The 12,922-nt window shown below is 67.8% G+C and carries 8 protein-coding genes and 1 pseudogene; 5 read left to right on the top strand and 4 right to left on the bottom strand.

The genetic code is table 11. The features are described from left to right. Positions 1-5 precede the first annotated feature (5 nt). The gene (locus A5724_RS07930) at positions 6-1,055 is read right to left on the bottom strand and encodes an LLM class flavin-dependent oxidoreductase (RefSeq protein WP_067798992.1); all 1,050 of its coding nucleotides are present in this window, start codon (positions 1,053-1,055) and stop codon (positions 6-8) included. Between the two features lie 7 nt (positions 1,056-1,062). Then, complete coding sequence (locus A5724_RS07925; RefSeq protein ID WP_067798903.1) at positions 1,063-1,881, bottom strand: uracil-DNA glycosylase; 819 nt, start codon at positions 1,879-1,881, stop codon at positions 1,063-1,065. Positions 1,882-1,955: 74 nt separating this feature from the next. Between A5724_RS07925 and A5724_RS07920 the strand changes: the two genes are divergently transcribed. Together A5724_RS07920 and A5724_RS07915 are read left to right on the top strand one after the other, a co-directional pair. Then, a complete protein-coding gene (locus A5724_RS07920) occupies positions 1,956-3,182 on the top strand; it encodes an MFS transporter (protein WP_067798900.1) in 1,227 nt (408 codons plus the stop codon). A gap of 54 nt (positions 3,183-3,236) precedes the next feature. Beyond that, a complete protein-coding gene (locus tag A5724_RS07915) occupies positions 3,237-5,843 on the top strand; it encodes a LuxR C-terminal-related transcriptional regulator (protein WP_067798897.1) in 2,607 nt (868 codons plus the stop codon). On the opposite strand, the gene A5724_RS07910 is transcribed toward A5724_RS07915, so the two are convergent. Next, entirely contained in the window at positions 5,844-8,999 is a 3,156-nt protein-coding gene (locus A5724_RS07910) for an adenylate/guanylate cyclase domain-containing protein (RefSeq protein ID WP_067798895.1), read from the bottom strand. A gap of 72 nt (positions 9,000-9,071) precedes the next feature. Here A5724_RS07910 and A5724_RS07905 point away from each other — a divergent pair, with 72 nt between their 5' ends. The 3 genes from A5724_RS07905 to A5724_RS07895 are packed head-to-tail and all read left to right on the top strand — an operon-like array spanning position 9,072 to position 12,318. Beyond that, entirely contained in the window at positions 9,072-10,436 is a 1,365-nt protein-coding gene (locus A5724_RS07905; protein WP_067798892.1) for an FAD-binding oxidoreductase, read from the top strand. A 56-nt stretch (positions 10,437-10,492) separates the two neighbouring features. Continuing rightward, the gene (locus A5724_RS07900) at positions 10,493-11,734 is read left to right on the top strand and encodes a cytochrome P450 (protein WP_067798888.1); all 1,242 of its coding nucleotides are present in this window, start codon (positions 10,493-10,495) and stop codon (positions 11,732-11,734) included. Further along, positions 11,734-12,318: a TetR/AcrR family transcriptional regulator gene (locus A5724_RS07895; protein WP_067798885.1), complete on the top strand. Its 585-nt coding sequence runs from the start codon at positions 11,734-11,736 to the stop codon at positions 12,316-12,318. Before A5724_RS07900 ends, A5724_RS07895 begins: the two co-directional genes overlap by 1 nt. On the opposite strand, the pseudogene A5724_RS07890 reads toward A5724_RS07895, so the two are convergent. Continuing rightward, a pseudogene (locus A5724_RS07890) lies at positions 12,315-12,677 on the bottom strand (FCD domain-containing protein); the annotation flags it as partial. The gene A5724_RS07895 and the pseudogene A5724_RS07890 sit on opposite strands and share 4 nt — an antisense overlap. Positions 12,678-12,922 lie beyond the last annotated feature (245 nt).

The following is a 12,922-nucleotide window of genomic DNA, read 5'->3' as shown; positions in this document are numbered from 1 at the left end:
TGGCACTAGAACAACTCTTTGGCGAGCAACTCCAGCGTCGTGTCCCGGGCAGGCGCTGTCGCGGGATCCGTTCCCCGCCTAGCCGACGCGACCGGATTGACCATCACCTCGTCGACGTCGAACTGCTCAGCCAGCGCACGCACCTGCTCGGCCGCCTCGGTCGGAGTGCCCACCACCGCGCGCTGCAGCGCACCCTCGACCACCCGCTGGGCCTGCGGCGTCATCACCTGGCGCTGCGCATCCTCGACCAGATCCAGCGCGCCGAGCGGTTGACCTGTCCGCAGCCGGCCCATCATCTGCAGGTTCGGCAGCAGCAAAGCCATTGCCTCGTCCCGGGTTTCGGCCACCACCGCGTTGACGGTCAGGAATGTCAGCGGTTCGGGCGCCAGGTCGCTGGGCCGGAACTCCGACCGGTAGACCTCCAACGCCTCGGCGGTGCCCTGCCCCGAGAAGTGATGCGCGAACACATACGGCAGGCCTTTGGCCGCGGCCAGGTGCGCGGAGTACATCGACGAGCCCAGCAGCCACAGCTTCGGTTCTGAGGCCGCCGCCGGTGTCGCTTTGAGGATGTAGTTCTCCCGCATCAGGTCCCGCGGCAACGGCACCCGCACGCCGTGGGTGCCCATCAGCGCCACCACGTCGTCGAGGTACTGCGGGAACGCCTCGATATCCCTGTCGTCGCGGCCCGCCGCCCCGCGCAGCGCCAGCGAGGTGACCGGGTCAGAGCCCGGCGCTCTGCCGATCCCGAGGTCGATGCGCCCGGGATGGGCTGCCTCGAGCAGGGCGAACTGCTCCGCGACGGCCAGCGGCGCGTGGTTGGGCAGCATCACCCCGCCCGACCCGAGTCGCAGCTGCGCCGTTTGCGCGGCCAGGTGTGCGATCAGCACCGGTGGGCTGGTGGCCGCCACTGCAGGCATGTTGTGGTGTTCGGCGATCCAGTAACGGGTGTAGCCGAGGCGGTCGGCCGTCTGTGCGAGGTGCGTCGTCGCAGCCAGGGCATCGGACGTCGTCTGGTCCGTGCGCACCGGCACCAGGTCGAGAACGGAAAGTCGCATGGACATCTCAACGCCTCCGTTGCGCTGCTCGTTCCCGGGCCAGCGCGAAGATGTCGTCGAGCATCTGCGGGGTGAGCCTGCCGGTGAAGGTGTTCTGCTGGCTGGGGTGGTAGCAGCCGATCAGCGTCACCTCACCGAGCGTGGCGGTCGCGCCGTGCCCGAACTTCGGCGCCGGTGTCGGGGCGCCGCCGACCATCTGCAGGGCCGCGCGCCACGCGAAGCCGCCGAGCGCGATGATCACCCGGACGTCAGGACTGACCAGCCGCCACTCTGCGTCCAGCCACGGCGCGCACGTCGCACGCTCGGCCGGTGTCGGCGCGTTGCCGGGCGGAGCGCAGCGCACCGCCGCGGCCACCCGAGTGTCGTTGAGCACCAACCCATCTGCAGCATCGACGCACTCGGCCTGATTCGCGAGACCGGCGCGGTGCAGCGCCGCGAACAGGAAGTCGCCGGACCGGTCGCCGGTGAACACCCGGCCCGTGCGGTTGCCGCCGTGCGCCGCGGGTGCCAGGCCGACAATCAATATGCGTGGCCGCGACGACCCCCAGCCGGTGATCGGTCGGCCCCAGTACGGCTGGTCGGCGAACGACTTGCGCTTGATGACGGCCACCTCTTCGCGCCACTCGACCAGGCGGGGGCAGGCGCGGCAGACCGACACCTCCGCGTCCAGCTCGTCGAGGGTTCTGACCGTCGCCGCCATCGAGACGACCTGCGCCTGCGTCCGCGCCACCGCGGTGCGTGCGGTGGCGGGATCACCGGGCCAGCCCGAGCCGGGAGGCACGGGCGAATCGAACATCGCGCCGGTACGCGGATGGGCCAGCTTCACCCCACCACTGTGCACGCGGAGCAAAAACGAGTGCCCAGGGGGCTGGGTCGCTGTTAGATTCGCGGCGATAACTCATGATGACCGGTAAGCGCGGCCCCCTGTTCGTCATTCTGTTCGCCGCACTCATGGCCGGCGCCGGAAACGGCATCTCGATCGTCGCATTTCCCTGGCTTGTGTTGCAGCGCAACGGTTCCGCTCTGAGCGCTTCGATCGTGGCGATGGCAGGCACTTTGCCGCTGCTGGCCGCGACGCTGATCGCCGGTGCCGCCGTCGACTATCTCGGCCGCAGGCGGGTGTCGATGATCTCCGATGCCCTGTCAGCGATGTCGGTCGCGGCGGTGCCGGTGCTGGCGCTGACGTTCGGGGCGGACGTGATCAACGTCGGGGTGCTGGCCACGCTGGCGGCGCTCGGCGCCTTGTTCGACCCGGCCGGGATGACGGCGCGCGAGACGATGCTGCCCGAGGCGTCGGCCCGCGCCGGGTGGACGTTGGACCACGCCAACAGCGTCTACGAAGCGATTTTCAACCTGGCCTACATCGTCGGGCCCGGTATCGGCGGCCTGCTGATCGCCGTACTGGGCGGCGTGAACACCATGTGGGTCACCGCGGCGGCGTTCGTACTGTCGATCGGAGCGATTGCCGGTCTGCGGTTGGAGGGCGCAGGCAAACCCGACCGCGCGGTGCTGCCGGAAGGGGTGTGGGCAGGCATCGTCGAGGGCTTGAAGTTCGTGTGGCACAACAAGGTGCTGCGCACGCTGGCCATCGTCGACCTGATCGCCACGGGGCTATACATGCCGATGGAGTCGGTTCTCTTCCCGAAGTACTTCACCGATCGCAACGAACCGGCGCAACTGGGGTGGGTGCTGATGGCGTTGAGCATCGGCGGTCTGGTCGGCGCGCTGGGCTATGCGGTGCTGTCGAAGTACTCGCGCAGGCGAACCGTGATGCTGACCGCGGTCCTGACGCTTGGCGTGGCGATGACGATCATCGCGTTCCTGCCGCCGCTGCCGGTGATCCTGGTGCTGTGCGCGGTGGTCGGGTTGGTGTACGGGCCGATCGCGCCGATCTACAACTACGTGATGCAGACCCGCGCACCCCAGCATCTGCGCGGCCGGGTGGTCGGCGTGATGGGCTCGCTGGCCTACGCCGCGGGGCCGTTAGGGCTGATCGTGGCGGGTCCGCTGGCCGATGCCGCAGGCCTGCATGTGACGTTCCTGGCGTTGTCGCTGCCGATGTTGCTACTCGGGTTGGCCGCAACTGCCATGCCTGCGTTGCGGGAATTGGACCGGACACTGGACTAGGTCGGATCGTCGTGTTTGCCGTGCGAGGCTCGGTCGGCGTTCTAGGCTCTCGATGTGCGGTTGAGGTGGCCATTGATCGGCCGCTCCGAGGAGATGCAGACTATCGTGGCGGCCGCTACGGATCCGGGGCTGGCAGGCATTTTGATCAGCGGGCCCGCAGGTGTCGGCAAAAGTCGCATCGTGCGCGAGGGGCTGGCGTCGATCGCAGCCCAGGGTTTCGAGCCGCGCTGGGCCGTCGGCACGATGTCGGCGCGCAAACTGCCGCTCGGCGCGTTCGCGCCGTGGACCGGTTCGGCGTCCAACGACCGGCTCCAACTGGTGCGCAGCGTCATCGACTCGGTGACGGCCGCCCCGGCGGGCACGAAGGTTGTTTTGGGCGTCGACGACGTCCATTTGCTCGACGAACTGTCGACCTTCGTCCTGCACCAGATCGTGCAGCGCGACGCCGCCAAGGTGGTGCTCACTGTCCGCGAGGGTGAACGCGTCCCCACCGAGATCTACGAGATATGGCGGGGCGGCCAGTTCGACCGCCTGGACTTGCAACCCCTGGCGGCCGACGACATCGGTCAGTTGCTGGTCGAAGCGCTCGGCGGACCGGTGGATCCCGACGCTGCGACCAGGCTATGGAAGCTGACCCGCGGCAACGCGCTGTATTTGCGCAACATCGTGGAACAGGAGATCGCCGACGGCCGGATCACACAGCAGAGCGGCTTCTGGCAGTGGATCGGTGAGCCAAGCATGCCAAGGGGCCTTGTCGAGTTGATCGAGTCCCGCTTCAGCGGCCTGTCCCAAACCGTCGGTGAGGTCGTCGACGCGCTGGCCGTCGGAGAACCGCTGGGGATGTCGACGTTGCGGCGGATCGCGGACCCCGACGCGATCGAGGACGCACACGTTCGAGGCCTGATCACGGTCGACGAACTCGACGACGAGCTGGAGGTGCGGCTGGCCCACCCGCTCTACGGCGAGGTGCGACGGGCCCGCTCGCCGGAGACCAGGTTGCGACGATTGCGCGGGCGGGTCGCGGCGGAACTGGCGGCGACACCGGGCAGCGACGAGATGAGCATGGTCGTGCGCCGCGCCTCGCTGATTCTCGACTCCGATCTGACGCCCGACACCGAGCTGCTGCTGAAGGCGGCGGGCGGCGCGGTCTGGGTTGGCGATCTTCGGCTGGCCGACCGGTTGGCCAAGGCTGCGATCCGGGCTGGCGGCTCACCTCGGGCGTATTTCCTTCGCGCGCATGCGTTGTCGTGGTTCCCGGCCGGTGCTGAGGCCGAGGCCGTGTTCGCGGAGTTGACTGGGTTGGAGCTGAGCGACGACGACCGCGGTCGACTCGCCTACATGCGCGCGCTGAACATGCTGTGGGCCGTCGGAGACGCCGCGCGCGCGAAACAGATCATCGACGATGCCGCGCGTGGCGCCTGCCCTCGGCTGTGGATCGACGCCTTCCTCACCGTGTACTGGTTTGCTCTCGATCAACCGCAGGAAGCGATCGAAGCGTCGAAAAACTTTGTGCTGGAAAACCTCCCGGAGGTCGCGGGCGCAGAGACGGCATGGGCGCTCGCGGTGGTACTTGCCGACGCCGGACAGGCTGCCGAGGCGGCGGCCGTCGCGGACACCGGCTACGCCTTGGCCGCACGCTTCTTCGACTCGCCGCAGATGCGGTTCAACATCGCCGACGCGCATGTGAGCGCCTTGCTGCTGGCGGGCGAGTTCACGCAGGGTCTTGCGGTGGCGCAACGCGTTCGCGAGCAGGGCGCCGAGTTGCCGGGGGCGGCGCAACTGGTGGGCACGGCGATCGCCGGTCGCGCCGCACTGTTCGCGGGCCGATTGGACGAGGCGTGCACCTTGTTGGGTACCGCGGCGCCTGCGCTGTCCGCATCCGGAAACGAGATGGGTTGGGGGTACCGCTATCACGTCCCCTATGCGACCGCGCTGGCCATCCGGGGGGCCACCGATCAGGCGGCCGCCGTGCTGTATTCGCTCGGCACGATTCGGCGCCCGTTCCGCAAGCTGGACTACGAGCAGAGCCTGGCGCGGGCATGGCTGGCGGCGGGCCAGGGCGCGCTGACCGAGGCGGTCACCACCGTGCTGTCGGCGGCGGAAAAGGCGAGGGAGAAGGGGCAATTCGGCGCCGAAGTGATGTGCCTGCAGACCGCGGTGCAGTTCGGCGATGCGACGCCCGCCGGTCGACTGGCCGAGCTGGCATCGATGGCCGAAGGGCCGCGGGCACCGCTGGCCGCGCGGTTCGCATCGGCGCTCGCAACGTCTGATGCCACCGAATTGTCGGTTATCTCAGAGGAATTCGAGAAGGCCGGCGACCTCGTCGCGGCGGTGGACGCCGCCGCGCACGCCTGCATCGCCTACCGCCAAGGCGAACTGCGCGGATCGGCACTGGGCTGTTCGGCGCGGGCCGAGGCGTTGGCTCGGCGGTGTGGCGGCATCAGTACGCCGGCACTGCGTGAGGTCAGCGAACCGCTGCCGCTGACCGGACGTGAACGCGAGATCGTGCGACTGCTAGGCTCCGGGTATTCGACGAAGGAAGTGGCCGAGCGGTTGTGCGTTTCTGCGCGCACCGTTGAGGGCCACATCTACCGGGCGATGATGAAAACCGGCGCGGCGACTCGCGACGAGCTCGTCAAGATGGTGTTCCCCGACCGGTAGTCACGCCATTTCGCGGGCCATGGCGATGTGGCCCTCGAAGCCGAGCGATGTCGCCTTCTCGCGGTACCGATCGCGGTGATCAGCGTAGGCAGGTTCGTCGCCGTGAGCGCGGGCCAGTAGAGCGCGCAGTCGCAACAACGTGATCTCGCGTCCTACCGGATCGATATGGCTGGGCAGCGCCGCCATCCGAGCGATCGCGGCCTCGGCCTCAACCAAGTCATCAACGGTGCCACGCTCCACTAGCGTCTCCACCAGCATGGCTGTCGTGAGCACAAACGGCCAGAAGTACTCGGCGGTGTACACGTCATCTGTGATCGCCCGCAGTTGCGCTACCCCATCGTCGACGCCCCCTCGAAGTGCCATTTCGCGCGCGAGTAATGCGTCGATAGCCGGAATCAGATTGATTGCGTAGGCGTGGGATACACAGGTCCTGCGGAGTTCGATCAGCATGTCCATGCCGCGCTGGCGGTCGTCGGCTCCGTCGCGGTGCATCAAAGCGACGCACAGCGCGAAGCGCAGTAGCACGAGTGTGACCTCGTCGCTGGCTCGCTCGGCGATCTGTAACGCCTCCCCGATTTCCTGCACCGCCTTGTCGTCGGCGGGAAGCACACCGCGCGGGATTGCGAGGCCGTAGCTGAAGGCGAAGACGACTGCTTGGGCGCTCAGGTCCGTCGACCGAGCCATCCTCACCGCGCGTTCGAAATCCTCCCGCCATCCCGGCTGGCCCAACGAAAACAAGGCGGTGCCACGCCACGCGAGTGCCGCCGAAAGTGGCGATGCGACGAAGAGATTGCCCATCTCCGGATCGCCCGCGGCGAGGTCGATCACTCGCTGCGACCACCGCAGCACGTCACCCATTTCCGCCCGCTGGATCTTGGCGATGATGCCCGAGAAGGAAAGTCCCACGGTGAGCACGGGATCATCCAGTGATTCGACCAGCCCCATGTACTCGGATGCCAGCTGCGAGGCCTCACGGATTCGGTTGCGCAGCACGTAGACCGAGACCAGGCCCGCCATGCCAACGACCAGCGCGGACTTGTCACCCGCAGCGGTGCAGAGATCGCGCAACTCGTCGAAGCCGACGTCGGCGATGCCCGCGGCGGTGCGGTACGCGCTGCCGCACAGCAGAGTGCGGGGGCCGATCCGCATCGCCATCCGGTTCGGGTGATCGGCGGGCAACCGGTCGGCCACCTGCCGTGCTCGCTGCCAGGCCACCCTTGCCGCTGGGTAGTCCCGGTTGGCCAACCAAGCGCCTGCTTGCATGTGGTAGCGGTATGCGTCGTCCAAATCGCCTGCCGCCTCGAGGTGCTCGGCGATCAGCGCCGCATTCTGATCATCCGGCTCGATCATGGCGGCGAGCCGCCGATGCAGCGATGCACGATCAGATTTCAACTGCGACTCGTAGGCCACGGCACGGATCAGCGGATGCCGGAAGGCGTACTCCGGCCGCGTCGTGAACGTGACTTGATCGACCAGTTCCGCCGCGATCAGCTCATCGAGCGACGGCTCGACCTGCTGCAGGGCCGTGAGCAACTCGGCGTCGAAGCGGGACCCGATGATCGCCGCTGCGCTGAGTGTCCGCTTGGCCGACAGGCTGAGCCGATCGATGCGCGCGGCAATCGTCGCCTGCAGAGTTCCCGGCACGCTGACTTCAGTGCCGGGATCCTCACATACGTAGGCACCACGGGTGCCAGTCAGCACGCCACGCTCGACCAGGTCACGCACGATCTCCTCGGCGAAGAACGGATTGCCCGCGGCGCGTTTGGAAATCGTCGCTGCAAGCGTTCCGACGGAGGGGTGGTCCCCGAGCAATTCTGAACTCAGTGCCGATATCTGCGCGTCGTCGAGCGGCTCAAGGGCCAAGGTCTGCGACCGTGTGGTGCGCGAGAGCGCCCCGTCGTATTCGGGTCGGTAGGTGATCATCAGCAACCAGTGACTTCTCGGAACCACCGCGAGAAATCCGGCGATCATCGACTCGCTGATCTCGTCGATCCAGTGCACGTCCTCGATCACCAGGACCGCCGGAGTGACACGGGCCAACGCCGCGGCGTTGACCATGGCGGCGAGGCGGCGACGGCGAGCGTCGGGATCGATCTGCGGTTCGGCGGCGTCGGGATCGGCGATTCCCAAGAGGTCGTCGAGCAGGAGCAGATCGTCGGAGTCGGCGTCGGACAACCGCGCGCGCACCTGCCCGCGCGCCGCGGCGCTGTCGAGGTCATTGAGTCCGATGACGGCACGCAGCACTTCCGTCGCCGCGTGGAACGGCACCTCGCTGGTATGTGATTCGCAGTAGGCGGTGAAACTGTCCATCCCTCGCCGGGTCGCCAGCGCTACCGCTTCGCCGACGATGCGACTTTTGCCGATGCCCGCGGGACCGACCACGCCGACCACGCTTCCCTTACCCCTGATCGCCTGGTCGAGGATGCCGCTGAGCGCGCTCAGTTCCCATTTTCGACCCACGAAGGTCGGCGCGACTCGGTCCGCGTGCCGGTGGGAGGCGATACCGAGCAGGCTTCGTCCCTCGACGGACTCGTGGAGTCCCTTGACGTTCACCGTTTTCGGATCGCCCAGGATGGCGACTTCTCCGACGAGCCGTGCAGTGGAGTCGCTCAGCATCACACCGCCTTCGGGAGCGACGGACTCCATCCTCTGAGCCATCCCGACCTGTTCGCCGATGACGGTGTAGCTCGTTGTCCCCGAATCGATTTCGCCCGCGATCACCTCGCCTGAGTTCAGGCCGACCCGCAGTCGCAACTCGACGCCGTCGCGGTGCTCGACCTCGGCCGCCAAGACGCGCGCGTCGCGCTGAATGTCCAGCGCCGCCAAACATGCTCGGATCGCGTGATCCTCGAGCGCTCTCGGAGCACCGAACAACGCCATCACGCCGTCGCCGGTGAACTTGTCGACGGTGCCGCCGTAGCGTTGCACGACGGCGGATGCGCGACGGGCGAGTTCGCCCATGATTTCCCGGAGTCGTTCCGGGCCCACGGCCGCCGCGAGGTCCATCGATGCAACGACATCGGCGAAGAGGACGGTCACCTGTTTGTACTCGGCACCCGCGTCAGGTGTCGTGATCGATGACCCGCACACGTGGCAGAACCGGGCGTTTTCGAGCAGGTCGGTGCCGCACGCAATGCACGCCGTCGCTGCAGTCATCCCCCGACCTCCCCGTTTGCTCAGGATAAGCGCTTCTGCGCCTGCACAGCTGCGACTCGTACGATCGGATGCGTGGATTCTGTGCTGGCCGGCCTGATCGCTGAACTGCCCGACGGCGTCGTGGTCACCGATCCCGACATCGTGGCGTCCTACCGGCAGGACCGTGCGCTGGACCCGAATGCGGGTACGGCGATGGCCGTTGTGCGGCCGCATCGCACCGAAGAGGTGCAGGCCGTGATGCGGTGGGCGACGGCCAACAAGGTCGCAGTGGTGCCCCGCGGCGCGGGCACCGGGCTGTCGGGCGGGGCGACCGCGGTGACCGGCGGCGTCGTGTTGAGCACCGAGAAGATGCGCGATATCTCCGTCGACCCGGTGACGCGCACGGCCGTCGCGCAGCCCGGACTGTTGAACGCCGAGGTGAAGAGGGCGGTCGCCGCGTACGGGTTGTGGTATCCGCCGGATCCGTCGTCGTTCGAGATCTGCAGCATCGGCGGCAACATCGCCACCAACGCGGGCGGGTTGTGCTGCGTGAAGTACGGCGTCACCACCGACTACGTGCTCGGCCTGCAGGTGGTGCTGGCCGACGGCACCGCTGTGCGTCTCGGCGGCCCGCGCTTGAAGGACGTCGCCGGGCTGTCGCTGACCAAGCTGTTCGTGGGCAGCGAGGGCACGCTGGGCATCATCACCGAAGTCACGCTGCGACTGCTGCCGCCGCAGCAGGTCGCGTGCACGGTGGTCGCGACCTTCGACTCAGTCGAAGCCGCCGCCAATGCCGTCGTCGCCATCACCGGGAAGATCCGCCCGTCGATGCTGGAGTTCATGGACGCGGCGGCGATCAACGCGGTCGAGGACAAGCTGCGGATGGGGTTGGACCGCAACGCCGCCGCCATGATGGTCGCCGCCACCGACGACCGCGGACCGTCCGGGGTCGAGGACGCCGAGTTCATGTCGACGGTGTTCACGGAACATGGTGCGAAAGAAGTGTTTTCGACGTCGGATCCCGACGAGGGTGAGGCGTTCGTGGCCGCGCGGCGGTTCGCCATACCCGCGGTCGAGATGAAGGGGTCGCTGCTGCTCGAGGACGTCGGCGTGCCACTCCCCGCGCTGGCCGATCTGGTCGCCGGAGTGGGCAAGATCGCCGCCAACCACGACGTGATGATCTCGGTCATCGCGCATGCCGGCGACGGCAACACCCATCCGTTGATCGTGTTCGACCCCGCCGACGAGGCGATGGTCGAACGCGCTCACAAGGCGTTCGGCGACATCATGGATCTGGCGGTCGGATTGGGCGGCACGATCACCGGCGAACACGGTGTTGGCCGGTTGAAGCGACCCTGGTTGGCCGGTCAACTCGGCCCAGAAGCGATGGAACTCAACCAGCGGATCAAGCGGGCTTTGGATCCCGACGGCATCCTGAACCCGGGCGCCGCCATTTGACCGCCAATCGCTAGACGCTATTGACACGTCCTAGCGTCCTGTCGTACGAATGAGACATGACAGCCACTGTGTCTCAGGAGTCGCCGGTGCAGTTTCGGCTCGCCGACGCCGATACCTGGCCGAACCCGTGGCCGATGTACAAGGCGCTGCGCGACCACGACCCTGTGCACCGCGTCGTACCGGAGACCAATCCCGATCACGACTACTACGTGCTGTCCCGGCACGCCGACGCATGGCGGGCCGCCCGCGACAACCAGACGTTCTCCTCAGCGCAGGGGCTGACCGTCAACTACGGCGAGCTGGAATTGATCGGCCTTCAGGACAACCCGCCGTTCGTGATGCAGGACCCGCCGGTGCACACCGAGTTCCGCAAGCGGGTGTCGCGGGGATTCACCCCGCGACAGGTGGAGGCCGTCGAGCCCAAGGTGCGCGAGTTCGTCGTCGAGCGCATCGAGGCGTTGCGCGCCAACGGCGGCGGTGACATCGTCGCCGAGTTGTTCAAACCGCTGCCGTCGATGGTCGTCGCCCATTATCTCGGCGTCCCCGATGCGGACCGCGATCAGTTCGACGGCTGGACCGAAGCGATCGTGGCCGCCAACACCACATCAGGCGGTGTGGCGGGCGCGCTTGGCGGCCTCGGCGACGCCCTCGGCGAGATGATGGCCTACTTCGCCGCGCTGATCGAACGCCGCCGATGCGACCCCGGCGACGACACCATCTCACATCTGGTGGCGGCGGGAGTCGGAGCCGACGGCGACACCGCGGGCGTGCTGTCGATCCTGGCGTTCACCTTCACGATGGTGACCGGCGGCAACGACACCACCACCGGAATGCTCGGCGGCACAGCGCAATTGCTGCATCAGCGGCCAGATCAGCGGTGGCTGCTCGTCGAGAACCCCGACTTGATCCCCGAGGCGATCGACGAGTTCCTGCGGCTGACCTCCCCCGTGCAGGGGCTGGCACGCACCACCACTCGGGACGTCACCATCGGCGACACCACGATCCCTGCCGGCCGCAAGGTGCTGCTGCTCTACGGCTCGGCCAACCGCGACGAGCGCGAATACGGCGACGACGCAGCCGAACTCGACGTGCAGCGGCGGCCGCGAAACATCATGACGTTCAGCCACGGCGCGCATTTCTGCCTCGGCGCCGCGGCGGCCCGCATGCAGTCACGCGTCGCGTTGACCGAACTGCTGGCGCGCTGCCCCGACTTCGACGTCGACGAGGACGGAATCGTGTGGGCCGGCGGCAGTTATGTGCGCAGGCCGTTGTCGGTGCCGATCACGGTGAAAACCTGATGACCGGGGACTGGCTGGCAGCGCGGCGCACCGAGGTGGCGGCCGACCGAATCCTCGACGCGGCAGGCGAACTGTTCGCCCAGCAGGAGGCGGCGACCGTCGGCATGCACGAAATCGCCTCGGCCGCTGGGTGTTCGCGCGCCACGCTGTACCGGTACTTTGAGAACCGCGAAGCCTTGTACACCGCCTATGTGCATCGCGAGGCGTACCGCCTGTATCGCGAGATGACCGAGCAGATCAACTCCGTGACCGATCCCCGCGAACGGCTGATCGAGGGAATGATCGCCTCGATCCGCAATGTGCGCGAAAGCCCTGCGCTGGCTTCGTGGTTCGCGACGACCCAACGGCCGATCGGCGCGGAGATGGCCGAGCAGTCGGAGGTGATCAGAGCGCTCACCGAGGCATTCGTGATCTCGCTGGGACCTGACGAGCCCGACGTCGTCGCACAGCGGGCCCGCTGGCTGGTGCGGGTGATGACGTCGCTGTTCCTGTTCCCCGGCCACGACGAGGCCGACGAGCGCGCGATGCTCGAGGAGTTCGTCGTGCCGATGGTGGTTCCTACCCAGCGGGAAACCACGGGTTAGCCTGTGCCGCCTGCATGCTCGCGTTCGGCATACATGCGCAGGCGCACCTCACGCGCACCGAACATGTGATGTTCGGCGATGCGACGCGCGGCCTCACCGTCACGCGCCTCGATCGCCCCGAGCAGTTCCTCATGCTCACGAAGCACGGCCTGCCACCGATCGCCGTAGGTGAGCGTCGTGGTCGGATAGCGCACCAGGTGAACGTTCAGTCGTTGTAACAAGTCCACCAGGGTCGGGTTGTGGCTCGCCGTCCACACCGCCTCATGGAAGCGCCGGTTCGCCGCTGCCTTGGCCCTGGCTCCGTCGTCGACATCAACCATCGCCTGCTGCGCTGAACGCAGTTGCATCCTGTCGAATTCGGTCGCGCGCTCGGGGGGCGCCCGGGGGGGCCCCCCCCCCCAAGGGGTAGCCCCGGGGGTGGTGGTGGGGGGTTATTTGGGCGGCGCGGCCCGCCCCCCCCCCCCCCCCCGGCGGTCCTCCCCCCCGGGCAGCGCCGGGGGGGCCCGGGGCCCCCCCCCCCCCCCCCCCGCCGACGTACCCGGCGGCACCCGCGCCGACGGCGGCAACACCACCGCCGCCAACCGGCTGCTCGGCGCGCTCAACT

The sequence above is a fragment of the Mycobacterium sp. ACS1612 genome (genome assembly GCF_001667505.1).
Classification (GTDB): Bacteria; Actinomycetota; Actinomycetes; order Mycobacteriales; family Mycobacteriaceae; genus Mycobacterium.
Note: the sequence above shows the minus strand (reverse complement) of the source record. Positions and strands in the feature narration are given on the sequence as shown.

Bases quoted from the DNA above. Each gene is read 5' to 3' on its own strand.
- A5724_RS07895 (WP_067798885.1), top strand. From the start codon at position 11,734: ATGACCGGGGACTGGCTGGCAGCGCGGCGCACCGAGGTGGCGGCCGAC.
- A5724_RS07930 (WP_067798992.1), bottom strand. From the start codon at position 1,055: ATGCGACTTTCCGTTCTCGACCTGGTGCCGGTGCGCACGGACCAGACG.
- A5724_RS07900 (WP_067798888.1), top strand. From the start codon at position 10,493: ATGACAGCCACTGTGTCTCAGGAGTCGCCGGTGCAGTTTCGGCTCGCC.
- A5724_RS07910 (WP_067798895.1), bottom strand. From the start codon at position 8,999: ATGACTGCAGCGACGGCGTGCATTGCGTGCGGCACCGACCTGCTCGAA.
- A5724_RS07920 (WP_067798900.1), top strand. From the start codon at position 1,956: ATGATGACCGGTAAGCGCGGCCCCCTGTTCGTCATTCTGTTCGCCGCA.